The organism is Streptomyces sp. So13.3 (assembly GCF_005860785.2).
Classification (GTDB): Bacteria; Actinomycetota; Actinomycetes; order Streptomycetales; family Streptomycetaceae; genus Actinacidiphila; species Actinacidiphila fildesensis.
This window is the reverse complement of record NZ_CP048835.1, coordinates 3,114,683-3,138,737: the sequence shown is the minus strand read 5'-3', so window position 1 is coordinate 3,138,737 and position 24,055 is coordinate 3,114,683. Positions and strand designations below refer to the sequence as shown.

Genomic DNA, 24,055 nt, shown 5'->3' with positions numbered 1-24,055 from the left:
GTTCCAGCCAGTCGTCCGCGAGGAGCCGCCCGCCATGTCCCGTGAAGGAGTGGTGGATCCGATCCGCCCCCGAGCGTCCCTCCGTACCGCCGTGGTCTGGGAGGTCCTGCGCGACGCACTGGAGCGGCAGGCCAAGGCCGGCGGCCGCGACGCCGAAGAGCCGCTGGACGTGCTCGACACCGGGGGCGGCACCGGAAACTTCGCGGTGCCCGTGGCGCGCCTCGGCCACCGGGTCACCGTCGTCGACCCGAGCCCGGACGCGCTCTTCGCGCTGGAACGCCGGGCCGCCGAAGCCGGGGTGACCGACCGGGTCCGCGGCGTCCAGGGCGACACCCACGGCCTGCTCGACGTCGTCGAGCCCGGCAGCTACGACGTCGTGCTGTGCCACGGTGTCCTGGAGTACGTCGACGACCCGGGCGAGGGCATCCGCAACGCCGTCGGCGCGCTCCGCCCGGCCGGGGCGCTCAGCCTGCTGGCCGCCGGCCGCGGCGGCGCCGTGCTGGCCCGGGCCATCGCCGGCCACTTCACCGAGGCCCAGCACGCCATAGGGGACCCGGACGGCCGATGGGGCGACGGGGACTCGCTCCCGCGCCGCTTCACCGCCGAGCAGCTGACCCGCCTGGTCTCCGACGCCGGCCTGCGGGTCGGCGCGGTGCACGGCGTCCGGGTCTTCGCCGACCTGGTCCCGGGCGTGCTGGTGGACACCGAGCCGGGCGCCCTGGAAGCGCTGCTCAAGCTGGAACTGGCCGCCGCGGAGCAGCCCGCGTTCCACTCGATCGCCACTCAACTGCACGTCCTCGCGGACCGCGGCTGACCCGGCCACCGGACACAGCGCCAGGAGTAGTCGGTCACAGGCCGCCCGGTCAGCCGTTCAGGACCGTATGCTGGCATGACGTAACGGCGGACGGGGAATGAAGCCCCCGTCGGATTGGCGTAGTGGGGCGGGTTTCACGGGGGCGAATCCCTGCCTATCCTTGAATAAGGGTCGGACCGGTCGCCCCCGCGACCGACGAGTAGGAGGACTCCGTGCCGCTCTCGGAGCACGAGCAGCGCATGCTCGAGCAGATGGAGCGAGCGCTGTACGCCGAAGATCCCAAGTTCGCGTCGGCGCTTGAGGGAAGCGGGCTGCGCACCTATACTCGGCGGCGCGTCTACCAAGCCGTAGCGGGCTTCCTGGTGGGTATCGCGCTGCTGATGGCTGGAATGATCAAGCAGCAGCCCTGGATCAGTGTGGTCGGTTTCCTCGTCATGCTGGCTTGTGCCGTGCTCGCGGTCACGGGCTGGCGGAAGGCCGGCAAACCCGGTGAGCAGCAGCCCGCCGCAACCACCGGCCGAGGCCACCCCCGTCGCAGGGGGAAGGTCATGGACCGGATCGAGGAACGCTGGCAGCGCCGCAGGGACGGGCAGGAAAGCTAGGCCCACCCGGCCGCCGCCCAGGCAGAGGGTTCTCAACAGTTCTCAGAATGACGACGAGGGGCGCGGAACCGGAAACCGGTTCCGCGCCCCTCGTCATGTCCGGCCCCGGTAGGCCCGGACGCCCGGTACCCGCGCTGCCGGGCCTAGGACGCCTGCCGTGACGGCCGCCGGACCGCGTCCGCGGCCCGCCGGACGGCCGCCGACCAGCGCCGCGTCGCCACCGACCACTGCTCCGACAGCCGCCAGATCACCCGTGCGGCCGAACGTGGCAGGAGAACCGCGCGCAGCCGTCCGCGCCGCCCGGCCGTCCGGTGCAGCCCGGCCCGTACCTGGTGCACATCCGCCGCCAGCCCGGCCACCGGCCGCGGCCTGGGCGAGTACAGCACCTGCTCCACGGCGGCCGCGACCTGTCCGGCGGCCAGCGCCGCCGCCTCGTCGAGCTCGCCCTCCCGCACCAGCCGGGCGGTGGCCCGGCGCGGTGTCTCGGAGTCGTCGGGCAGGATCCCGTAGTCCCACGCGGTGTCGACGAGCTCCCGCCAGGCCGCGAGCGTCCTGGCACCGTCCGCCTGGCCGTGGCCGACGCCGAGCCGCCGGGACCGCTCACGGCGGCGCCACAGCAGCGGCAGCAGGGGCGCACCGACCACCACCAGCGCCAGCAGGGCGATGCCCGCCAGCCGGCCGGCGCTGATCCCGGTGTCGGTCGGTCCGCTGCCCGTGTCCTGGCCGACCGGGGTGCAGTCGCCCAGCGCCTTGTCCTTGACCGAGCAGCTCGCCGAGGCCGAGGCGCCTACGCTCGGTGCCGCCGATTTGCCGGGCTCCGGGACGACCGGGCCGCCGCCGGGGTTCGACGGCTGGTCCACCGTGTAGCTGGGGGCGGTGCCGCGGGACGGGGTGGGCTCGAAGCGGGTCCAGCCGACGCCCTCGAAGTACAGCTCGGGCCAGGCGTGCGCGTCCTGGAGTCCCACCGAGACGCTGCCGTCGGACCGGGGCCCGTTGCCCGGCGCGAAGCCGACCGCGACGCGGGCCGGGATGTGCAGGGTGCGGGCCATCGCCGCCATGGTGAAGGCGAAGTGGACGCAGAACCCCTGCTTGTCCCGGAGGAAGTTGGCGATCGCGTCGACCCCGGTGCCCGAGCGGACCTGCGTGCTGTACCGGAAGTCCCCGGAGTGGAAGTACTTCTGCAGGGCCACGGCCTGCTCGTAAGGGTTCGCCGCACCGCGCGTCACCTCCAGCGCGGTCCTGCTGACCACCTCCGGCAGGGTGTCCGGGACCTGGGTGTACTCCTGCTTGAAGGTGGCCGCCGGATCGGGTGCCGTGGCGAGCTGCGCCGCCGTCGGCTGCACCAGCAGGCTGGTGACCTTGTACTTCACGCCCTTGGTCGTCTGCTTGCGGTCACCGACGACCGTGCGCCCCTCCTTGTCGAACCGCCAGTGGCCGTCGACCTTCAGCTTTTCGACGGGGTAGGGGAGCGGCAGCCAGCTCTGCGCGTAGTTCCCGTCGGCGGCGAGCGAGGTGACGACCTCGGTCGACTTCACCTCGGGGCCCAGCCCGGCCGGGACCGGGAACACCTCGGGGATCTCGGTCACCGGGCGCTCGGAGGAACGCCACTGCGTGCCGTCGAACTTGTCGAGCGCGACGATGCGCAGATACATGTCCGTCGTGCTGGGCGCGTTCGTGCGATACGACAGGACCTCGCGGTTGGTCGGCTGGTTGAGGCTGTCCTGCAGCGCCACCACCGGGTTGACCGACGAGGAGTTGGCACCGCCGAAGCCGGGGCCCGTGCCGGTGCCCGACGGGTCGAGCAGCCCGCTGCCCAGCGAGGGCAGCACGGCGGGGGCGATCAGCGCGATGCCCAGGGCCATCGCCCCGATCCGGCGGCCGGTGCGGACCGGTGCCACGACCGAGCCCTCGGACCGGGTCCCCGAAGCGCCCGCCCAGCCGGTGGACGGCGGACCGCCGCCGAAGACCCGGCCCCAGCGCGACAGCCGGTCCCGGCCCTCGGCGAGGAGCAGCAGCAGATAGCCGGCCGCCGCGATCAGGAACCACAGCCAGCGGCTGCCGCTGCCGGCCAGACCGGAGGCGACGGAGTACAGCGCGAGCAGCGGCAGCCCGGCCGGGGCGGCGCTGCCGTACGTCACCGCCATCGCGTCCACGGCCAGCGCGATCACCAGTACACCGGCGACCAGCAGCAGCCGGATGCCCGGGGTCACCGGGGCGGGGATGGCGAACTGGCTGACGTCCCGCAGTCCGTCACCGAGCCGGTCGCCGAGCCCCACGAACGCCTTGGGCCCGGGCAGGATGCCGCCGACCGCCTGCTTCGAGACGAACATCATGGTCAGTATCAGCAGGCTGACCAGGGCCTGCGCCAGCACGGTCAGCGGCCTGGCCAGCGGTACCCGCCGGGCCAGCGCGCCGACGCAGGACTGGAGCGTGACGAGGAAGGCCGCCTGCAGGATCCAGCCGGTCGGGGTGGCCAGCGGCAGCAGGGAGCAGGCCGCCATGATCGACGCCACCGCGGCGCAGACCGTCAGCCGTGCGCGTCCGCTCATGAGCTCGCTCCCGCCTCTTCACGCGAGCGGTACCGGTCCGCCAGCTGCCACAGCGAGGGCAGTCCCTCGCCCGGCGGCACCGGCAGTACCGTCCAGCCGGCCTCGCGCAGCATCCGCACGGCCCGCCGGGCACCGGTGTCCGCGGCCGTGCCCGGACCGTCGCCGCCGTTCACGCCGGAGCCACCGGGGGAGCCGGAGGCCGCGGGGCCGCCGCCGGCCGCCGGTACTTCGGGGTACGGGTCCACGGCGTCGCGTGACGCCCATGCGGAACTGTCCAGGACGAACGCCACCGCGCCGCCGGCCCGCTGGCGCATCCGTCCGACGATCGTCGCCTGCTCCTCGTCCAGGTCCCCCAGGAAGGCCACCAGCAGCCCCTCGCTGCCGACCCGCAGCACGTCGTGCGCCCGGGAGAACCCGCCGCCGTCCGAGTGCTCGACCACCGCGAGGGTGTCGAGCAGCACTCCTGCGGTGTCGGAGGAGTCGCCGCCGAAACCGCCCTCGGGGCCCGGGACGCTGCTGCCGGTGTCGGTCAGCAGCCGCACCGAGTAGCCGCGCTCCAGCATGTGCGTCGAGACCGAGGCCGCTCCGGACACCGCCCATTCGAAGGCGGAGTCGGGTCCGGCGCCGTAGAAGGCGAGCCGCCGGGTGTCCACCAGCACGGTGCAGCGGGCCTTGTGCGGCTGCTCCTCGCGGCGCACCATCAGCTCGCCGTACTTCGCGGTGGAGCGCCAGTGCACCCGCCGCAGATCGTCGCCGTGCCGGTAGCCGCGCGGGATAGCGTCGTCCTCGCCGGCCAGCGACAGCGAGCGGGTGCGGCTGTCGCCGTAGCCGGACGCCTCGCCCGCGAGCCGGACCGCGGGCAGCGGCTCCACCCGGGGCACCACGGTCAGGGTGTCGAACGCGCTGAACGACCGGGTCAGCTCGCACATGCCGAAGGGGTCCGTCAGCCGCAACTGCAGCGGCCCCAGCGGATAGCGCCCGCGCAGATCGGAGCGGACCCGGTAGGACACCTCGCGGTGGCCGCCCGGCTCCACCCGGTCCAGCACGAAGCGCGGCCGCGGCCCGAGCACGTACGGCACCCGGTCCTGCAGCATCAGCAGTCCGGTGGGGATGCGCGAGACGTTGTCGACCCGCAGGTGCACCCGCGCCTCGGACATCGCGGGCACCCGCGACGGCGCGAGCCGCCGGCTGCCCGCCACCCGGTAGCGCGTGCGGTACAGGACCGCGACGCAGACCAGCGGCAGCACCGCCAGCAGCAGCCCGACCCGCAGCAGGTCCGGCTGCCCCAGCACATACGCGCAGATGGCCGCCGCGACCCCGGCCGCGAAGAAGGACCGTCCGCGCGTGGTCAGCCCCGACAACGCCGTACGGAAACCTCCCGCGGCCTGCGGGTCGGTGGACATCACAAGCCCCGGACGCCGGGCGGCTGGGCGCTCTGCGCCTGCCGCCATTGCGCTGCGGACGCCGCCGTGGCCGGGGAGGCGGACGGGTCGGGGACCGGTGTGCGCTGCAGGATCTCCGCGACGACCTGCTCGGGCGTCCGCCGGTTCAGCTGTGCCTGCGCGGTCGGCAGCAGCCGGTGCGCCAGTACCGCGGGGGCGAGCGTCTGCACGTCGTCCGGCAGGACGAAGTCCCGGCCGTCCAGCGCCGCCGAGGCGCGGGCCGCCCGCACCAGGTGCAGGGTCGCGCGCGGCGAGGCGCCGAGCCGCAGGTCCGGGTGGTGCCGGGTGGCACCGACCAGGGCGACGGCGTAGCGCCGCACGGGGTCCGACACATGCACCGTCCGCACCGCTTCGATCAGCTTCACGATCTCGTGGGCGTGCGCCACCGGCTGCAGATCGTCCAGCGGCGGCGTACCGCCGTGCACGTCGAGCATCTGCAGTTCGGCCTCCGGGCTCGGGTAGCCGATCGACACCCGGGCCATGAAGCGGTCGCGCTGCGCCTCGGGCAGCGGATAGGTGCCCTCCATCTCCACCGGGTTCTGGGTGGCGATGACCATGAACGGGTTGGGCAGCTCGTACGTGGTGCCGTCGACGGTGACCTGCCGCTCCTCCATCGACTCCAGCAGCGCCGACTGGGTCTTCGGCGAGGCCCGGTTGATCTCGTCCCCGACCACGATCTGCGCGAAGATCGCCCCCGGCTTGAACTCGAAGTCCCGCCGCTGCTGGTCGAAGACGCTCACTCCGGTGATGTCGGAGGGCAGCAGGTCGGGCGTGAACTGGATACGCCGCACCGAGCAGTCGATGGACCGCGCGAGCGCCTTGGCCAGCATCGTCTTCCCGACCCCCGGCACATCCTCGATCAGGAGGTGCCCCTCTGCCAGCATCACGGTCAGCGAAAGCCGTACGACCTCGGGCTTGCCCTCGATCACGTTCTCCACGGACCGGCGCACCCGCTCCGCCGTCGTGGTCAGATCGCTGAGGCTGGCTCGCGCGTCATAGGTCGTCACCCGGTTCTCCTCGGCCTGTTCATTGGGGCGCGGCCAACCACGGACCGGCCCCTCCCCGAATGCGGTGCACCACGCGCCCTGACGGGCGAGGGGGTGCCGCACGTTGCATTGTTCCCTTGAACAGCGCCCCGCGTCACTCGCCTGCCGTTACTTGGCCGTGATTTCCCGCATCAGACCGGTGTGGACGTCGAACACAAAACCGCGTACATCGTCCGTGTGCGCCAGGAACGGGGACGTACGCACCCGCGCCATCGACTGGCGTACGTCCTGGTCGATGTCGGTGAACGCCTCGACCGACCAGGTCGGACGCTGGCCGACCTCGTGCTCCAGCTCGGTCCTGAAGTCCTCGGTGATGCTCTGCAGGCCGCAGCCCGTGTGGTGGATGAGGACCACCGAACGGGTGCCGAGAGCCCGCTGGCTGATGGTCAGCGAGCGGATGGTGTCATCGGTGACGACACCGCCCGCGTTGCGGATGGTGTGGCAGTCGCCCAGGTCGAGGCCCAGTGCGGCGTGCAGGTCGAGGCGGGCGTCCATGCACGCGACGACGGCGACGCCCAGGACCGGCCGGGCATCCATGCCGGGGTCGTGGAAGGCGACGGCGTAGCGCTCGTTGGCGCCCACGAGCCGGTCGATGACGGAGGCGGATTCGGAGGCGGGCTCGGAGCCGGGTCCGGATGGCTGCGCTGCGGATATCGACATGTGACTGACGTTAGAGGGCGCGGACCCGTCCCACCTGCTGCAGGGGCGGGAAAAAGTCGGTCAATTGGCCGCTGTGTGAGGTAACCCACAGGCGTCGTGCCCCTCGCCCCTGGGGGTGAGGCGCGCGGGCCGTTGATTGCGTTGACCGTGGGGCTTAGTGGAGTAAAGTGGCGCGAAATGGGGTCTCCCCGCCGCAGGTAGGGGCAGCTCCCGTTCTCGACAGGGGTCCCGGTTTCCCGACGGGGATCCCGTCCGGTTACCGACAGGGCCCCGGCGGGCCCGGCTGCGGGAGGTGTGGGTGTTCCTCGGAACGTACGCGCCGCGACTCGACGACAAGAGCCGCCTCGTCCTGCCCGCGAAGTTCCGGGAGCAGCTCGCCCAGGGCCTGGTGATCACCAAGGGTCAGGAGCGCTGCCTGTACGTATGGCCGCTGCGCGGATTCCAGGCCGTCACCGAGGAACTGCGCCGGGCGCCCCTGACGTCCAAGCCCGCAAGGGACTACATGCGGGTGCTGTTCGCCGGAGCCACCGACGAGGTGCCCGACAAGCAGGGACGGATCACCGTCCCGCAGCCGCTGCGGGAGTACGCCGGGCTGGACCGCGACTGTGCGGTCATCGGCGCCAACACCCGGGTCGAGGTGTGGTCCGCCCAGGCCTGGGACCGCTACCTGGCGGCGCAGGAAGACACCTTTTCGGCCCTGTCCGAGGAGGTTCCGACCGGATTACTGTGACCCCGGCCCCTACTCGCAGCGTCACCACGGTGTACGTATGGCTCGGCCTCCTCCCGCTCTCCGGCTCCACTGGCACTACTTCCCCGGCGCCAGAGGGCCACTTCCCTCCCGAGCGGGCGGGGACCAGGCCATATGTCGAAGCAGTCGAAGAAGTCGAAGAACCGAGAAGGGCCCCATGAGCGCCGTCCCCGCCCCGCAGTCCGAGCCGCATGGCGCCCCCGAGGACCCCGCCACCACCGAGCCCACCGGGTCCAGCGAGTCCGCCGAGGCCACCCCCGCGAAGCATGTGCCCGTGATGCTGCGCCGCTGCCTGGACCTGCTGGCTCCCGCGCTGGCCGCACCGGGCGCCGTGGTCGTGGACGCGACGCTGGGGCTCGGCGGCCACAGCGAGGCGCTGCTGACCACGTTCCCGTCGGCCCGGCTGGTCGCCATCGACCGCGACCCCGCCGCGCTCAAGCTCTCCGCCGAGCGGCTGGCGCCGTTCGGCGACCGGGCCACGCTGGTGCACGCGGTCTACGACGAGCTGGCGGACGTCCTCGCCCGGCTCGGCATCCCCAAGGTCCAGGGCGTGCTGTTCGATCTCGGCGTCTCCTCCATGCAGCTGGACGAGGCGGACCGCGGCTTCGCCTACGCGCAGGACGCCCCGCTCGACATGCGGATGGACCAGACGACCGGCATCAGCGCCGCCGAGGTGCTCAACACCTACCCGCCGGGCGACCTGGTGCGGATCCTGCGCACCTACGGCGAGGAGAAGTACGCCCGCAAGATCGTCGACGCGGTCGTCAAACAGCGTGTGAAGGAACCGTTCACCAACAGCGCGCGGCTGGTCGACCTCATCCGCGAGGTGCTCCCGCAGGCGGCCAAGCGCACCGGCGGCAACCCCGCCAAGCGCACCTTCCAGGCGCTGCGCATCGAGGTCAACGCCGAGCTCGCCGCGGTCGAGGGCGCGATCCCCGCGGCGATCGGCGCCCTCGCGGTCGGCGGCCGGATCGCCGTGCTGTCGTACCAGTCGCTGGAGGACCGCATCGTCAAGCAGGCGTTCGCGGCGGGCGCGGCCAACACCGCCCCGCCCGGCCTGCCCGTGGTGCCCGAGCAGTACCAGCCCCGGCTGAAGCTGCTCACCCGCGGCGCGGAACTGCCGACCGAGGAGGAGATCGCGGAGAACAAGCGCGCCACCCCGGCCCGGCTGCGGGGCGCGGAACGGATCCGCGAGGAGGCGCTGTGAGGGCGGCCCGGTCGGCCACGGCGGCCCGCGCGCCCTTCGTCCTGCTGGTGGTGGCGCTGCTGGCCGGCGGCCTCATCTCGCTGCTCCTGCTGAACGGGGCCGTCAACCAGGACTCCTTCGAGCTCAACCGGCTGCAGAAGGACACCACCACGTACACCGACGAGGAGCAGGCGCTCCAGCAGGACGTGGACCGGTACAAGGCGCCCGACGCGCTCGACCGCCGCGCCCGCGAGCTGGGCATGGTGCCCGGCGGCAACCCCGCCTTCCTGAACCCGGACGGCACCGTGCGCGGCGACCCCACCGAGGCCGAGGCCGCGCCGACCGCGGCACCCGTCCCCGCACCCAGGCGCCGTCCAGCACGGCCCCCACCACGAACGCCCCCGCCACGAACGGCACCCCCCGCCACGAAGCCGTCCGGCGGCGCGCCCCTCGCCGACCCCCCCACGGCTCCCAGACGTCCCAGACCACCGGCAGGTGACCTCGTGACCAGTCCCCGCATCCTGCGCACCGCTCCGGGGACGGTGCGCATGAGTGAGCCGAGGCGCCCGCAGCGCGGGCGGCTGCCGGCCCCGGCGGGCCGCGGAAGGCCGGGGGCGCCGGGAGCGGCCGGACAGGGCTCGCAGCGGTCGCAGGACGCCAGGAGACCGGGCCGTCCCGCCCCGGCGACGTCCGCCCGCCGCCGCCCGCCGCCCGCGCCCGCCACGCCCCCCGCCCCGCTGCGGCTGGGCCGCCCCAGGCCCCGGCTGCGGCTCGTCAGCGTCGCGCTGACGCTGGTGATGCTCGCGTTCGTCGTCCGGCTGCTGCAGGTGCAGGCCGTCGACGCGCCCGCGTACGCGGCCAAGGCCGCCGTCAACCGCTGGGTCTCGCACACCGTCGCCGCCGACCGGGGGACCATCACCGACCGGTCGGGCACCGACCTGGCGACGACCGTCGACGCGTACGACATCACCGCGGACCCGTTCCTGTTCACCTCCGCCCAGACGAAGACCGCGGACGCGCCCGCGCAGGCGGCCGAGCTCCTCGCGCCGATCGTCGGCGGCGACGCCAGGACCATCGCGAAGAAGCTCGCCACCCCGAACTCCCGCTACCAGGTCATCGCCAGGCAGCAGTCCCCGCAGGTCTGGAACCAGATCAAGGACCTCAAGCGGGCGCTGAACGACAAGGCCGCGAAGACCAAGGGCGGCGGCGGCAGTGTACTGGCCGGCATCTTCAGTGATCCGCACACCAAGCGGATCTACCCCGGCGGCGACCTCGCGGCCGGAGTGATCGGCTTCGTCAACGGCGAGGGCGCCGGCGGCGGCGGTCTCGAGGCGATGCTCGACCAGGAGCTCGCGGGCGAGGCCGGGAAGATCCGCTACGCCCAGTCCAGCGGCCGCCAGGTGCCGACCGCCGGAGTCCAGGAGCACCCCGCCGTGCCCGGCTCGGACGTGCAGCTGACCATCGACCGCGACATCCAGTGGGCGGCGCAGAGCGCCATCACCGCGCAGGTGCAGAAATCCCGGGCGGACCGCGGCTACGTCATCGTCCAGGACACCCGCACCGGCGAGATCCTCGCGATGGCCAACGCCCCCGGCTACGACCCGAACGACCTCACCCACGCCAGCGCCAACGCGCTGGGCAACGCGGCCGTCCAGGACTCCTACGAGCCCGGCAGCGTCAGCAAGCTGATGTCGATGGCCGCGGTCCTGGACCAGGGCGTCGCGACCCCGGAGACCCACGTCACGGTCCCCGGCACCCTGCCGCGCGCCGACCGGATCTTCCACGACGACATCGACCACGGCACCTGGTCGCTGACCCTCAACGGGGTGCTCGCCAAGTCCAGCAACATCGGCACGATCCTGGCGACCGGCCAGCTCGGCAGGACCCAGGCGCAGGCGAACGCGGTGCTGTACTCGTATCTGAAGAAGTTCGGGATCGGCGATCCCACCGGGCTCGGCTTCCCCGGCGAGACCCGCGGGATCCTGGCCAAGCCGCAGAACTGGAACGCCTCCCAGCAGTACACGATCCCGTTCGGCCAGGGCCTGTCGCTCAACGCGCTGCAGGCCACGTCGGTCTACTCGACGGTCGCCAACGGCGGCGTCCGCGTGGAGCCCAGCCTGATCCGCGGCATCACCGGTCCCGACGGCCGCTTCGTACCGTCCGAGGCGCCCAAGACGTCCCGGGTGGTCAGCGAGAAGACCGCCAAGACGCTGGCGACCATGCTGGAGTCCGTGGTCGGCGACGAACAGGGCACCGGAAACAAGGCGCAGATCGCCGGATACCGGGTCGCGGGCAAGACCGGCACGGCCAACCGGGTGGACCCGGTCACCGGCCGGTACAAGGGGTACACGGCCTCGTTCCTGGGCTTCGCGCCCGCCGACAACCCGCGTGTCACCGTCTCCTGCGTGATCCAGAACCCGACCAGCGGCAGCTACTTCGGCGGGCAGATCTGCGGCCCGGTCTTCAAGCAGGTCATGGAATTCGCCCTCAAATCCCTGCAGGCCGCGCCCTCGGGCGCGGAGGCGCCGCACCTGCCCGTCGAGTTCGACCCATCGAAGAGGTGACAACGATCACATCCGACGGCGACCGCCCCGGCCGGGACCGGGGGTCTTTTGGCCCCGACCGGGGCCAGCCCGGTAACCTCACCGCCGTGCCAAAAGCTGATCAGTCCCCCCTCAAGCAGCCGGGCGCGCCCCGCCCGTCCGCAGTCCGTCCCAAAGCGCTGGCGGAGCTGGCCGCGCGGCTCGGTGCGGAGCCGCCCGCGGACGGCGCCCCCGCCACTGGCATCACCCACGACTCCCGGGCGGTCCGCCCCGGCGACGTCTACGCGGCACTGCCGGGCGCCCGCTTCCACGGCGCCGACTTCGCCGTCCAGGCGGCGGACCTGGGCGCCGTCGCGATCCTCACCGATCCAGCGGGCACCGAGCGTGCCGCGGCCACCGGTCTGCCGGTCCTGACCGTGGACGACCCGCGTGCCCGGATGGGCGCGCTGGCCGCCTGGATCTACGACGAACCGGGCGAGGACCTGCTGCAGATCGGCATCACCGGAACGTCGGGCAAGACCACCACCGCCTATCTCGTCGAGGGCGGTCTGCGGGCCGTGCACGGCAAGGCCACCGGTCTCATCGGCACCGTCGAGTCGCGGATCGGCGACGAGCGGATCAAGAGCGAGCGCACCACCCCCGAGGCCACCGACCTCCAGGCGCTCTTCGCCGTCATGCACGAGCGGGGCGTCCGGTCGGTCGTCATGGAGGTCTCCAGCCACGCGCTGGTGCTCGGCCGGGTGGACGGCGCCGTCTTCGACGTGGCGGTCTTCAACAACCTCAGTCCCGAGCACATGGAATTCCACACGGACATGGAGGACTACTTCCAGGCGAAGGCGCGGCTGTTCACGCCGCAGCGCAGCCGGGTCGGCGTCGTCAACCTGGACGACGCGTACGGCCGCCGGCTCGTCGCCGAGGCCGGGGTCCCCATCACCACGTTCTCCGCCGAGGGGGACCTGGACGCCGACTGGCGTGCCACGGACGTCGAGACCGGCCCGCTGGGCAGCACCTTCACCGTGACCGGGCCCAAGGGCGAGACGGCACGGGCCGCCGCCCCGCTGCCCGGCCCGTTCAACGTCGCCAACACCCTCGCCGCGATCACCGCGCTGGTCATCGCCGGCATGGACCCGCAGACCGCCGCGGACGGCGTCGCAGCCGTCCCCGGGGTGCCCGGCCGGCTGGAAGGTGTCGACGCGGGCCAGCCGTATCTCGCGGTCGTGGACTACGCCCACAAGACCGACGCCGTCGAGTCCGTGCTGCGCGCCCTGCGCAAGACCACCGAGGGCCGGATCCACGCCGTGCTCGGCTGCGGCGGCGACCGCGACCAGCACAAGCGCGGCCCGATGGGCGCCGCCTGCGCGCGGCTCGCGGACACCGCCGTACTGACGTCCGACAACCCGCGCTCCGAGGACCCGCTCGCGATCCTCGCCGCGATGCTGAACGGAGCAGCCGAAGTACCCGCCCACGAACGCGGGCACGTCATCGTCGAGCCCGACCGGGCCGCCGCCATCGCCATCGCGGTAGCCCGGGCCGAGCCCGGCGACATCGTGCTGGTCGCGGGCAAGGGCCATGAACAGGGCCAGGACATCGCCGGAGTGGTACGCCCCTTCGACGACCGGGAAGTACTGCGCGCCGCCATCGAGAAGGACCAGGAACAGCTGTGATCCCACTCACCCTCGCCGAGGTCGCTGACGCGGTCGGCGGGAGCATGCACGACATACCGGAACCAGGGACGCGCGTGACGGGCCCCGTGGTCATCGACTCCCGTGAGGTGGTGCCCGGCGCGCTGTTCGCCGCCTTCGCCGGCGAGCGCGTGGACGGCCACGACTACGCGGTGGGCGCCGTGAAGGACGGAGCGGTGGCGGTACTCGCCTCCCGCCCCGTCGGCGTGCCCGCGATCGTCGTCGACGACGTCGTGGCCGCGCTCGGCGCCCTCGCCCGGACCGTCATCGCCCGGCTCGGCGCGACCACCGTCGCCCTCACCGGTTCGGCCGGCAAGACCAGCACCAAGGACCTGATGGCCCAGTTGCTGGAACGGCACGCTCCCACGGTGTGGACACCCGGCTCGTTGAACAACGAGATCGGGCTGCCGCTCACCGCGCTGCGCGCCGAGGAGTCCACCCAGCACCTGGTGCTCGAGATGGGCGCCCGCGGCATCGGCCACATCCGGTATCTGACGGAGCTGACCCCGCCGCGGATCGGCGTGGTCCTGAACGTCGGCGCCGCGCACATCGGCGAGTTCGGCGGCCGGGACCGGACGGCCATCGCGAAGGGCGAACTCGTCGAGTCGCTGCCCGCCGCGGAACAGGGCGGAGTGGCGGTCCTCAACGCCGACGACCCGCTGGTGCGTGCGATGTCCTCGCGCACCTCGGCCCGCGTCGTGCTCTTCGGCGAAGGGCCCGACGCCGAGGTCCGCGGGGAGAATGTCCGGCTCAACGACCGAGGTCAGGCGCTCTTCACACTCCGCACACCCACCGGGTGCGCCGAAGTGACCTTGCGCCTGTACGGTGAGCACCACGTGTCGAACGCGCTCGCCGCGGCCGCCGTCGCCGGTGAACTGGGCATGCCCGTCGAGGAGATCGCCACCGCGCTCTCCGCCGCGGGAACCCTTTCGCACTGGCGTATGGAGGTCACCGAGCGGCCCGACGGCGTGACGGTCGTCAACGACGCCTACAACGCGAACCCCGACTCCATGAGAGCCGCTCTGCGCGCGCTCGCCGCCATGGGGCGCGGGCGCCGTACGTGGGCGGTGCTCGGCGAGATGGCCGAACTCGGTGAGGAGTCCCTCACCGAGCACGACGCGGTCGGGCGACTGGTCGTCCGGCTCAACGTCAGCAAGCTCGTGGCCGTGGGCGGCTTGGAAGCCGCCTGGTTGGATATGGGCGCCAAGAACGAGGGTTCGTGGGGTGAGGAGTCGGTGCACGTGTCCGACGCGGAGACGGCGATCGACCTGCTGCGCAGCGAATTGCGCCCGGGGGACGTCGTGCTGGTGAAGGCATCTAGGTCGGTCGGACTGGAGCGCGTGGCGCTGGCGCTGCTCGACGGCACCGAAGGTGAGGTCGCCGCGCGATGAAGCAGATTCTCGTATCCGGTGTGCTCGGTCTCTTCCTGTCGCTGATCGGCACCCCGCTGCTGATCCGGCTGCTGGCCCGCAAGGGTTACGGGCAGATGATCCGTGACGACGGTCCGAAGGCGCACCACAGCAAGCGCGGCACTCCGACGATGGGCGGCATCTCGTTCATCCTGGCGACCCTGGTCGCCTATGCCGCGACCAAGGTCATCACCAGCGAGCGGCCGACCATGTCCGGTCTGCTGGTGCTGTTCCTGACCGCGGGCCTCGGCCTGGTCGGGTTCCTGGACGACTACATCAAGATCGTCAAGCAGCGGAGCCTGGGCCTGCGGGCCAAGGCGAAGCTGGGCGGCCAGCTCATCGTCGGCATCGCGTTCGCGGTCCTGGCGCTGAACTTCTCGGACTCGCGCGGCCAGACCCCGGCCTCCACCAAGCTGTCCTTCACCCAGGACTTCGGCTGGACCATCGGCCCGGTGATCTTCGTCATCTGGGCGCTGTTCATGATCCTGGCGATGTCCAACGGCGTGAACCTCACCGACGGCCTCGACGGTCTGGCCACCGGTGCGTCCGTGATGGTCTTCGCCGCCTACACCGTCATCGGCGTCTGGCAGTACGGCCAGTGGTGCGGCGCCCCGCTCAGTGCCAACGGCGCCTGTTACGAGGTCAGGGACCCACTCGACCTGGCGGTCGTCGCCGCGGCCCTGATGGGCGCGTGCTTCGGCTTCCTGTGGTGGAACACCTCACCGGCCAAGATCTTCATGGGCGACACCGGCTCGCTGGCCCTCGGCGGCGCGCTCGCCGGTCTGGCGATCTGCTCGCGCACCGAGATGCTGCTCGCGATCCTCGGCGGCCTGTTCGTCCTCATCACGCTCTCCGTCGTCATCCAGGTCGGCTCCTTCCGGCTCACCGGCAAGCGGGTCTTCCGGATGGCGCCACTCCAGCACCACTTCGAACTCAAGGGCTGGAGCGAAGTCCTGGTCGTGGTCCGCTTCTGGATCATCCAGGGCATGTGCATGGCCATCGGCCTCGGACTGTTCTACGCCGGCTGGGTGGCCGCCTCGTGACAGCGCCGCACCCGGTGGCGACCGAACTGGCGGGCGTCCGCGTCACCGTCGCGGGCCTGGGCGTCTCCGGCGTCCCGGCCGCACGGGCACTGCACGCCCTGGGCGCCGTCGTCACCGTCGTGAACAGCGGCGACGGCGAGCGGGAGCGGACCGAGGCCGAGGGGCTGCGGGAGCTGGGCGTCACCGTGCGCCTGGGCGACGGCGACACCCTCCCCGAAGGCACCGGGCTCGTCGTCACCGCACCGGGCTGGAAGCCCACGAGCCCGCTCTTCGCGGCCGCCGAGGCGGCCGGTGTCGAGGTGTGGGGCGACGTGGAGCTGGCCTGGCGACTGCGGGACGAGAGTGCCGCGCCGTGGCTGGCGGTCACCGGCACCAACGGCAAGACCACCACCGTCCAGATGCTCGCCTCCATCCTCAAGGCCGCCGGCCTGCGGACCGCCGCCGTCGGCAACATCGGCGTCTCGGTCCTGGACGCCGTGCTCGGCGAGGAGAAGTACGACGTCCTGGCCGTCGAGCTCTCGAGCTACCAGCTGCACTGGGCGCCCAGTGTCCGGCCGCACTCCGCGGCCGTCCTCAACCTCGCGCCGGACCACCTGGACTGGCACGGCTCCATGGAGGCGTACGCCGCCGACAAGGGCCGGATCTACGAGGGCAACCAGGTCGCCTGCGTCTACAACACCGCGGACCCGGCGACCGAGGCACTGGTCCGCGAGGCCGACGTCGAGGAGGGTGCCCGCGCGATCGGCTTCACCCTCGGCAGCCCCGGTCCCTCCCAGTTCGGCGTGGTGGACGGCATCCTGCTCGACCGCGCCTTCGTCGAGGGACGGCACAAGAACGCCCAGGAGCTCGCGGAAGTCTCCGACGTCCAGCCGCCCGCCCCGCACAACATCGCCAACGCGCTGGCCGCCGCGGCGCTGGCCCGCGCCTTCGGCGTCGAACCGGCCGCCGTACGCGACGGGCTGCGCGCCTTCCGGCCCGACGCCCACCGCATCGCCCTCGTGGAGACCGTCGACGAGGTCGCCTACGTGGACGACTCCAAAGCCACCAACACGCACGCCGCCGAGGCCTCGCTGGCCGCCTACGAGTCCATCGTGTGGATCGCCGGCGGCCTCGCCAAGGGCGCCACGTTCGACGAGTTGGTCATCAGGTCCGCCCCGCGGCTGCGCGGCGCGGTGCTGATGGGCGCCGACCGCGCGCTGATCCGCGAAGCGCTCGCGCGACACGCCCCTGAGGTCCCGGTCACCGACCTGGAACGGACCGACACTGGGGCGATGGCCGCGGCGGTGGAGGCGGCGAGGGAGCTCTCCCGGCCCGGTGACACGGTTCTGCTGGCACCGGCCTGCGCCTCCATGGACATGTTCACCAACTACGGCAAGCGTGGCGAGGCATTCGCCGAGGCCGTGCGGGCCCTGGTACCCGAGAGCGCGGGGCACGACAAGTAGCCGGGCGTCCCCGCTCCCCAAGTCGTAGACCCCCGGCGCTGTACCACTGGAGGGGACGCATGACGGCAGACCGTTCCGCCGCCCGCGGCGTGGAACGCCGTTCCCGCGAAGGGGCGGCCCGCGTGCTGCCCGCCAAGCGCGTCGCTGCGGGCCCCGCCAGGCCCGCCGTACCCGCCCCGGCACGCAAGGAGGCCAGGACCCGGCGGTCCGGCCCCCTGGGGGGCGCACGCAGGCTCCACGACCGCCTCCAGGCGGCCTGGGACCGGCCGCTCACCGCGTATTACCTGATCCTCGGCGGAAGCCTGCTCATCACCGTTCTCGGGCTGGTGATGGTCTACTCCGCGTCGATGATCCAGGCGCTGCGCTACGGCTACCCGTCCACGTACTACTTCCGCAAGCAGTTGCTGGCCGCCGCCATCGGCACCGTGCTGCTGATCTCCGCCGCGCGTATGCCCGTCAAGCTGCACCGCGCGCTGGCGTATCCGCTGCTGCTCGGCGCCGTTTTCCTGATGTGCCTGGTCCAGGTGCCGGGAATAGGGGAAACGGTCCACGGCAATACCAACTGGATCTCTCTCGGCGGGCCTTTCCAGCTGCAGCCCAGCGAATTCGGCAAGCTCGCACTCGTCCTGTGGGGCGCCGACCTGCTGGCCCGCAAGAGCGACAAGAACCTGCTGATCCAGTGGAAGCACCTGCTGGTGCCCCTGGTGCCCGTGACATTCATGGTGCTCGGCCTGATCATGCTCGGCGGCGACATGGGCACCACGGTCATCCTCACCGCGATTCTCTTCGGCCTGCTCTGGCTGGCCGGCGCCCCCACCCGGTTGTTCGTGGGAGTACTTTCCGGCGCCGCCTTCCTCGCGTTCCTGGCCATCAAGACCAGCCCCAACCGGATGTCACGGCTCGGCTGCATCGCCGCCAGCGATCCGGGCACCAACGACCAGTGCTGGCAGGCCGTGCACGGGATCTACGCCCTCGCATCCGGTGGCTGGTTCGGTTCCGGACTGGGCGCGAGTATGGAAAAATGGGGCGAACTGCCCGAGCCGCACACCGACTTCATCTTCGCCGTCACCGGGGAGGAACTGGGTCTCGCGGGGACGCTGTCGGTTCTCGCCCTCTTCGCGGCCCTAGGCTATGCGGGTATCCGCGTGGCCGGTCGTACGGAGGACCCCTTCGTCAGGTTCGCAGCGGGTGGCGTGACAACCTGGATCACGGCTCAGGCCGTGATCAACATTGGTGCGGTGCTCGGCCTGCTGCCGATCGCCGGAGTCCCGCTTCCGCTGTTCTCCTACGGAGGTTCGGCCCTCCTGCCGACGATGTTCGCGATCGGGTTGCTCATCTCCTTCGCTAGGAGTGAGCCCGGGGCGCGAGCGGCACTGGCCGTGCGCGGACCCGGGGTGATGTCACGGACGATGAGACGGTTCGTCAAAGGACGGCCGTCCGGGAAGCGGTGAATTTCGGTGCATGTCGTACTCGCCGGTGGGGGGACCGCCGGCCACATCGAGCCTGCGCTCGCGCTCGCCGATGCCCTGCGCAGGCAGGACCCGACCGTAGGAATCACAGCGCTCGGCACGGAGAAGGGCCTGGAGACCAGGCTCGTCCCGGAGCGCGGTTATGAACTGGCGCTGATCCCGGCCGTTCCGCTGCCACGCCGCCCCACGCCCGAACTGATCACCGTCCCCGGACGGCTGCGCGGCACCATCAAGGCCGCGGAGCAGATCCTGGAACGCACCAAGGCCGATGTGGTCGTCGGGTTCGGCGGCTACGTCGCGCTGCCCGGCTATCTCGCCGCCAAGCGGCTCGGTGTGCCGATCGTCGTCCACGAGGCCAACGCCCGCCCGGGCCTCGCCAACAAGATCGGCTCGCGCTACGCCCACGGCGTCGCCGTCAGCAGCCCGGACAGCAAGCTGCGCAACGCCCGTTACATCGGCATCCCGCTGCGCCGGACGATCGCCACCCTCGACCGGGCCGCCGTGCGCGCCGAGGCACGGGCCTATTTCGGACTCGACCAGAACCTGCCGACGCTGCTGGTCTCCGGCGGCTCCCAGGGCGCCCGCCGGCTGAACGAGGTGATCGCCACGGTCGCCCCGCGACTGCAGCAGTCCGGCGTCCAGATCCTGCACGCGGTCGGTCCGAAGAACGAACTCCCGGTCCCCGACAACATGCCCGGAATGCCGCCCTACCGCCCGGTTCCGTACATCGACCGGATGGATCTCGCCTACGCGGCCGCCGACATGATGCTCTGCCGGGCCGGCGCGATGACCGTCGCCGAGCTGTCCGCGGTCGGCCTGCCGGCCGCCTACGTCCCGCTGCCGATCGGCAACGGCGAACAGCGCCTCAACGCCCAGCCGCTGGTCAAGGCGGGCGGCGGGCTGCTGGTGGACGACGCCGAGGTGACCCCGGACTGGGTCGTCGGCAACGTCCTCCCGGTGCTGACCGATCCGCACCGGTTGTACGAGATGTCCCGGCACGCCGCCGAGTTCGGCCGCCCCGACGCCGACGACCTGCTGGTCGGCATGGTGTACGAGGCGATCGCCGCCCGCCGGGCAGGATAGGAGCCCCCCGGCGGGCTTGGACAGCAAGCCCGCCCAGGGGCGGCCCCCGGTCACGTTCCGGGGGCGGCCAGGGCGCAGGAAGGGGCGAATGCATGGCCGGACCGACCACCGCGGAACGCGGCGGGAAGGCGGAGCCGACCGCCCCCCCGCGTCGCACGCCCGCCCGCCGCAAGCGCGCGCGCCGCGCCGTGCTGATCCTGCTCGTCCTCGTCACCGTGCTGGCCGCCGCCGGGACATGGCTGGTCTACGGCTCGTCCTGGCTGCGGGCGCAGCACGTCACGGTCAGCGGCACCAAGGTGCTCACCGCCGACGAGGTGCGCGCCGCCGCGGCCGTACCGCTCGGGGGACCGCTCGCCTCGGTCGACACCGGCGCCGTCGAACACCGGCTGCTCGCCGCCCTGCCGCGGATCGCCGAGGTGACCGTCGAACGGGACTGGCCGCACGGCATCGGCCTGAAAGTGACCGAGAGAACGCCGTCCGCGGTACTCAAGAGCGGCGAAAAGTTCATCGAAGTGGACGCGGAAGGCGTACGTTTCGCCACCGTCGTCACCGCGCCGGCCGGTGCGCCCCTCGTGGAATTGACTCCGGATCAGTCTCCGAGCCTTCTCCACTTCGGAACAAAGAGCCTGCTGCGGGCGGCCGTCGAAGTCTCCGCGAGTCTCCCCGATTCCGTCCGCAAGGATGCCCGTGTCATCAGGATGCGGTCCTATGACAGCGTCACCGTCGAACTCTCCGGCGGCCGGACGGTGGTGTGGGGGAGCTCCGAAGAGGGTGAGCAGAAGGCGTCGGTGCTGATCGCTCTGATGAAGGCGGCGAAAAACGCGAACAGATTCGATGTAAGTGCTCCCAGCGCCCCTGCGGCATCGGGAAGTTGACGCCGAGTATCCCGGTTCGCCCCCTGGTTCGCCCGACCGGGCCGTGATCACATAGGGTCAAAAGAAAAACGGGAGGTTCGGCGTGTTCGTTGAACGCACACCGCTTGTCGACTTAGTGTCCTGTCCCAAGGAACGCATGGGACAGGCATACTGGTAACCCTAAACCTCAGCGTTAGGGTTCGGGGCAGCACCGGCGAACGTACCGACCGTCCCACAGGCATACGTAACTCGAGGCGAGAGGCCTTCGACGTGGCAGCACCGCAGAACTACCTCGCAGTCATCAAGGTCGTCGGAATCGGCGGCGGTGGCGTCAATGCCATCAACCGGATGATCGAGGTCGGTCTCAAGGGCGTCGAGTTCATCGCGATCAACACCGATGCGCAGGCCCTCCTGATGAGCGACGCCGACGTCAAGCTCGACGTCGGCCGCGAACTCACCCGCGGCCTCGGCGCCGGCGCGAACCCCGATGTCGGCCGCAAGGCCGCCGAGGACCACCGCGAAGAGATCGAAGAAGTGCTCAAGGGCGCAGACATGGTCTTCGTCACCGCGGGCGAGGGCGGCGGCACCGGTACCGGCGGCGCACCCGTGGTCGCGCATATCGCCCGCTCGCTGGGCGCCCTGACGATCGGTGTGGTCACCCGGCCCTTCACCTTCGAGGGACGTCGCCGCGCCAACCAGGCCGAGGACGGCATCGCCGGTCTCCGCGAAAATGTCGACACTCTCATCGTGATCCCGAACGACCGGCTGCTGTCCATCTCGGACCGCCAGGTCAGCGTGCTCGACGCGTTCCGGTCCGCGGACCAGGTGCTGCTGTCCGGCGTGCAGGGGATCACCGATCTCATCACCACCCCGGGTCTGATCAACCTGGACTTCGCCGATGTGAAGTCCGTGATGTCCGAAGCAGGTTCCGCCCTGATGGGCATCGGTTCGGCCCGTGGCGACGACCGCGCGGTAGCGGCCGCGGAGATGGCCATCTCCTCGCCGCTGCTCGAAGCGTCCATCGACGGCGCCCGCGGCGTGCTGCTCTCCATCTCCGGCGGCTCCGACCTCGGCCTGTTCGAGATCAACGAGTCCGCCCAGCTGGTGAGCGAGGCCGCGCACCCCGAGGCCAACATCATCTTCGGTGCGGTCATCGATGACGCGCTCGGCGACGAGGTCCGGGTCACCGTGATCGCGGCCGGCTTCGACGGCGGCCAGCCGCCGCCCAAGGGCAACCGCGACAAGGTGCTCGGCGCGTACAGCGGTCGCGAGGAGACTCCCGCCACCGGACCTGCCCGGGTCGGCAGCCAGGCCGAGGCCCCGCGCCCGACCTCCTACAGCGGTCTCGGCAGTGTGCCGGTCCGTGCCGAGGAGCCGGAGCCGGTCGCTGAGGTCCCGCCGTCCCCGGTCACCCCGCCGCACGTGCCGCCGGCCCGTCCGTACCAGGACTCCGCGGCCGAGGAGCTGGACGTACCCGATTTCCTGAAGTGAGCTTCCCTCAGTTCCCTGGGTGATGTGACCTTCTTGTCCCCTTGTTCGTGAAGTGGCCGGGTTCGGCCCCTCGGTGAACGGCGCGCATTTCGTCCCTCTTTACGGAGGGGCGCGATGAGCGCCGTTCGCTGTGTATCCGCCCAACTCGCCCGATTCGAGACGGCTATGGGTGAGATATCCCATGTTCGTATCATCGGATCGACTGAAGGAACGTGAGCGAGGCAGTGACGGATCGCAAGGCCCAACTGGCCGCGAATCTGGCCCGGGTCGAGGAGCGCATCACCGCCGCGTGCGACGCGGCGGGCCGCGACCGCAAGGACGTGACGCTGGTGGTGGTCACCAAGACCTACCCCGCGAGCGATGTGCGTTTTCTCTCGGAACTCGGTGTTCAGCAGGTCGCGGAGAACCGCGACCAGGACGCCGCCCCGAAGGCTGCCGCGTGTGCGGATCTGCCGCTGACCTGGCATTTCGTGGGTCAGTTGCAGACCAATAAAGTCCGTTCCGTGGTCGGTTACGCCGATGTCGTGCACTCCGTCGACCGGCTCCGGCTGGTCGGCGCGCTGTCCACCGCGGCGGTCGCCCGCGGCCGCGAGGTGGGCTGTCTGGTCCAGGTCGCCCTTGACACCGAGTCAGGAACCCAGGGCAGCAGGGGCGGAGTCGCGCCCGACGTCGTCGGCGGCCTCGCCGACGCGATCGCCGCGGCGCCGGGCCTCCGGCTCGACGGGCTGATGACGGTCGCTCCGCTCGACGGCCCGTACCGGGGCCAACCCCGCGCCGCCTTCGATCGGCTGGCGGAAATCTCATCCGGCCTGCGCGCGGCCCATCCGGCTGCCACCATGGTCTCGGCAGGGATGAGCGCCGACCTGGAGCAGGCGGTGGCGGCGGGAGCGACACATGTACGCGTCGGTACTGCGGTACTCGGAGTCCGTCCCGGGCTCCGGTAACGTCACCAAACAAGTCGGACCACAGCAATAAATATGGTCTTTCCCCGCTGAGAGGACGCAGAGCATGGCCGGCGCGATGCGCAAGATGGCGGTCTACCTCGGCCTCGTGGAGGACGACGGGTACGACGGCCCGGGATTCGATCCCGACGACGAGTTCGAACCCGAGCCGGAGCCTGAGCGCAACCACAGGCCACGCAGCCAGCACAATCAGCACAATGAGCTCGCCCAGCACCAGCCACAACGGGACGAACCGGCACGACTCGTCCATGCGCCGGCGCCCCGCGAACCGCGGATCGCCCCAGTGGCGTCCATCACACCCGAACGTCACAGCATGGAGAAGAACGCACCGGTGATCATGCCCAAGGTCGTGTCCGAGCGTGAGCCCTACCGGATCACCACACTTCACCCCCGCACGTACAACGAAGCCCGTACCATCGGGGAACACTTCCGCGAGGGCACACCGGTGATCATGAATCTGACGGAGATGGACGACACGGACGCAAAGCGTCTTGTCGACTTCGCCGCCGGCCTGGTCTTCGGCCTGCACGGCAGCATCGAGCGGGTGACGCAGAAGGTGTTCCTGCTGTCGCCTGCTAACGTCGATGTCACGGCGGAGGACAAGGCCCGCATCGCCGAGGGCGGGTTCTTCAACCAGAGCTGAGCACCACACACCGAGGAAATCCGGCCACCAGGCCGAAGGCGAGCAGGGGAGAGGGACGCGCGATGAGCTACGCACTACAGGTGCTCTACATCGTGCTGATGTGCTTCCTGATCGTGCTGATCTTCCGGTTGGTGATGGATTACGTCTTCCAGTTCGCGCGCTCGTGGCAACCTGGGAAGCCGATGGTGGTGGTCCTTGAGGCCACCTACACTGTCACCGATCCGCCACTCAAGCTTCTGCGGCGGTTCATTCCGCCGCTGCGTCTCGGGGGCGTGGCGCTCGACCTGTCCTTCTTCGTATTGATGATCATCGTGCTCATCCTGCTCCGCGTTGTCGGGAGTCTGTGATGAACGATGCGGACTCCCGATATGTCGACGATCACGTTGA

General features: G+C 71.3%; 20 protein-coding genes. 16 read left to right on the top strand and 4 right to left on the bottom strand.

The annotated features are described in order from the left end of the window. Nucleotides 1–49 precede the first annotated feature (49 nt). Both C8250_RS14230 and C8250_RS14225 read left to right on the top strand, forming a co-directional pair. On the top strand, nt 50–814 hold the full coding sequence (locus tag C8250_RS14230) for a methyltransferase (RefSeq protein WP_138356214.1): 765 nt from the start codon (nt 50–52) through the stop codon (nt 812–814). Between the two features lie 212 nt (nt 815–1,026). Then, nucleotides 1,027–1,416 carry a DUF3040 domain-containing protein gene (locus C8250_RS14225; RefSeq protein WP_138356152.1) on the top strand — a complete coding sequence of 130 codons (390 nt, stop codon included), beginning with the start codon at nt 1,027–1,029 and terminating at the stop codon, nt 1,414–1,416. Between the two features lie 143 nt (nt 1,417–1,559). Here the strand turns inward: C8250_RS14225 and C8250_RS14220 are convergent, their stop codons facing one another. From C8250_RS14220 to C8250_RS14205, 4 genes are all read right to left on the bottom strand, one after another. Beyond that, nucleotides 1,560–3,965, bottom strand: coding sequence for a DUF3488 and transglutaminase-like domain-containing protein (locus C8250_RS14220; RefSeq protein WP_138356151.1), 2,406 nt, complete (start codon nt 3,963–3,965; stop codon nt 1,560–1,562). After that, entirely contained in the window at nt 3,962–5,368 is a 1,407-nt protein-coding gene (locus tag C8250_RS14215; RefSeq protein ID WP_138356150.1) for a DUF58 domain-containing protein, read from the bottom strand. The genes C8250_RS14220 and C8250_RS14215 overlap by 4 nt, the downstream gene beginning before the upstream one ends. After that, nucleotides 5,368–6,414, bottom strand: coding sequence for a MoxR family ATPase (locus C8250_RS14210; protein WP_244809135.1), 1,047 nt, complete (start codon nt 6,412–6,414; stop codon nt 5,368–5,370). The genes C8250_RS14215 and C8250_RS14210 overlap by 1 nt, the downstream gene beginning before the upstream one ends. A 147-nt stretch (nt 6,415–6,561) precedes the next feature. Next, nucleotides 6,562–7,113 carry a carbonic anhydrase gene (locus tag C8250_RS14205; RefSeq protein ID WP_138356149.1) on the bottom strand — a complete coding sequence of 184 codons (552 nt, stop codon included), beginning with the start codon at nt 7,111–7,113 and terminating at the stop codon, nt 6,562–6,564. Between the two features lie 298 nt (nt 7,114–7,411). Between C8250_RS14205 and mraZ the strand changes: the two genes are divergently transcribed. The 14 genes from mraZ (at nt 7,412) to C8250_RS14135 (ending at nt 24,015) form a co-directional block, all read left to right on the top strand. Then, entirely contained in the window at nt 7,412–7,843 is a 432-nt protein-coding gene (gene mraZ / locus C8250_RS14200) for a division/cell wall cluster transcriptional repressor MraZ (RefSeq protein ID WP_138356148.1), read from the top strand. Between the two features lie 175 nt (nt 7,844–8,018). Continuing rightward, entirely contained in the window at nt 8,019–9,068 is a 1,050-nt protein-coding gene (gene rsmH / locus C8250_RS14195; RefSeq protein WP_138356147.1) for a 16S rRNA (cytosine(1402)-N(4))-methyltransferase RsmH, read from the top strand. Nucleotides 9,069–9,595: 527 nt separating this feature from the next. Then, a complete protein-coding gene (locus C8250_RS14190) occupies nt 9,596–11,611 on the top strand; it encodes a penicillin-binding protein 2 (protein WP_187145282.1) in 2,016 nt (671 codons plus the stop codon). Beyond that, entirely contained in the window at nt 11,608–13,254 is a 1,647-nt protein-coding gene (locus C8250_RS14185) for a UDP-N-acetylmuramoyl-L-alanyl-D-glutamate--2,6-diaminopimelate ligase (protein ID WP_138356959.1), read from the top strand. The genes C8250_RS14190 and C8250_RS14185 overlap by 4 nt, the downstream gene beginning before the upstream one ends. Then, complete coding sequence (murF, locus tag C8250_RS14180) at nt 13,251–14,663, top strand: UDP-N-acetylmuramoyl-tripeptide--D-alanyl-D-alanine ligase (protein WP_138356958.1); 1,413 nt, start codon at nt 13,251–13,253, stop codon at nt 14,661–14,663. The genes C8250_RS14185 and murF overlap by 4 nt, the downstream gene beginning before the upstream one ends. Next, nucleotides 14,660–15,724: a phospho-N-acetylmuramoyl-pentapeptide-transferase gene (gene mraY / locus C8250_RS14175; RefSeq protein ID WP_138356957.1), complete on the top strand. Its 1,065-nt coding sequence runs from the start codon at nt 14,660–14,662 to the stop codon at nt 15,722–15,724. Before murF ends, mraY begins: the two co-directional genes overlap by 4 nt. A 14-nt stretch (nt 15,725–15,738) precedes the next feature. After that, nucleotides 15,739–17,166: a UDP-N-acetylmuramoyl-L-alanine--D-glutamate ligase gene (murD, locus tag C8250_RS14170; RefSeq protein WP_138356967.1), complete on the top strand. Its 1,428-nt coding sequence runs from the start codon at nt 15,739–15,741 to the stop codon at nt 17,164–17,166. A gap of 59 nt (nt 17,167–17,225) precedes the next feature. Then, on the top strand, nt 17,226–18,617 hold the full coding sequence (gene ftsW / locus C8250_RS14165; protein WP_138356956.1) for a putative lipid II flippase FtsW: 1,392 nt from the start codon (nt 17,226–17,228) through the stop codon (nt 18,615–18,617). A gap of 6 nt (nt 18,618–18,623) precedes the next feature. After that, nucleotides 18,624–19,718: an undecaprenyldiphospho-muramoylpentapeptide beta-N-acetylglucosaminyltransferase gene (gene murG / locus C8250_RS14160; protein WP_138356955.1), complete on the top strand. Its 1,095-nt coding sequence runs from the start codon at nt 18,624–18,626 to the stop codon at nt 19,716–19,718. A 92-nt stretch (nt 19,719–19,810) separates the two neighbouring features. Further along, the gene (locus C8250_RS14155) at nt 19,811–20,593 is read left to right on the top strand and encodes an FtsQ-type POTRA domain-containing protein (protein WP_138356954.1); all 783 of its coding nucleotides are present in this window, start codon (nt 19,811–19,813) and stop codon (nt 20,591–20,593) included. 249 nt (nt 20,594–20,842) lie between these two features. Then, nucleotides 20,843–22,063 (top strand): cell division protein FtsZ, encoded by a 1,221-nt coding sequence (gene ftsZ / locus C8250_RS14150; RefSeq protein WP_138356953.1) that lies wholly within the window; start codon nt 20,843–20,845, stop codon nt 22,061–22,063. Nucleotides 22,064–22,287: 224 nt separating this feature from the next. Then, nucleotides 22,288–23,007 carry a YggS family pyridoxal phosphate-dependent enzyme gene (locus C8250_RS14145; RefSeq protein ID WP_138356952.1) on the top strand — a complete coding sequence of 240 codons (720 nt, stop codon included), beginning with the start codon at nt 22,288–22,290 and terminating at the stop codon, nt 23,005–23,007. Nucleotides 23,008–23,071: 64 nt separating this feature from the next. Further along, entirely contained in the window at nt 23,072–23,668 is a 597-nt protein-coding gene (gene sepF, locus C8250_RS14140) for a cell division protein SepF (RefSeq protein WP_138356951.1), read from the top strand. 62 nt (nt 23,669–23,730) lie between these two features. Next, the gene (locus tag C8250_RS14135; RefSeq protein ID WP_138356950.1) at nt 23,731–24,015 is read left to right on the top strand and encodes a YggT family protein; all 285 of its coding nucleotides are present in this window, start codon (nt 23,731–23,733) and stop codon (nt 24,013–24,015) included. The last annotated feature ends 40 nt before the right edge of the window (nt 24,016–24,055 follow it).

What these genes read in the sequence shown, in the direction of transcription:
- C8250_RS14190 (WP_187145282.1), top strand. Translation starts at nt 9,596, where the DNA reads ATGAGTGAGCCGAGGCGCCCGCAGCGCGGGCGGCTGCCGGCCCCGGCG.
- C8250_RS14155 (WP_138356954.1), top strand. Translation starts at nt 19,811, where the DNA reads ATGGCCGGACCGACCACCGCGGAACGCGGCGGGAAGGCGGAGCCGACC.
- sepF (WP_138356951.1), top strand. Translation starts at nt 23,072, where the DNA reads ATGGCCGGCGCGATGCGCAAGATGGCGGTCTACCTCGGCCTCGTGGAG.
- ftsW (WP_138356956.1), top strand. Translation starts at nt 17,226, where the DNA reads ATGACGGCAGACCGTTCCGCCGCCCGCGGCGTGGAACGCCGTTCCCGC.
- rsmH (WP_138356147.1), top strand. Translation starts at nt 8,019, where the DNA reads ATGAGCGCCGTCCCCGCCCCGCAGTCCGAGCCGCATGGCGCCCCCGAG.
- C8250_RS14135 (WP_138356950.1), top strand. Translation starts at nt 23,731, where the DNA reads ATGAGCTACGCACTACAGGTGCTCTACATCGTGCTGATGTGCTTCCTG.
- C8250_RS14220 (WP_138356151.1), bottom strand. Translation starts at nt 3,965, where the DNA reads ATGAGCGGACGCGCACGGCTGACGGTCTGCGCCGCGGTGGCGTCGATC.
- C8250_RS14205 (WP_138356149.1), bottom strand. Translation starts at nt 7,113, where the DNA reads ATGTCGATATCCGCAGCGCAGCCATCCGGACCCGGCTCCGAGCCCGCC.
- C8250_RS14215 (WP_138356150.1), bottom strand. Translation starts at nt 5,368, where the DNA reads ATGTCCACCGACCCGCAGGCCGCGGGAGGTTTCCGTACGGCGTTGTCG.
- mraY (WP_138356957.1), top strand. Translation starts at nt 14,660, where the DNA reads ATGAAGCAGATTCTCGTATCCGGTGTGCTCGGTCTCTTCCTGTCGCTG.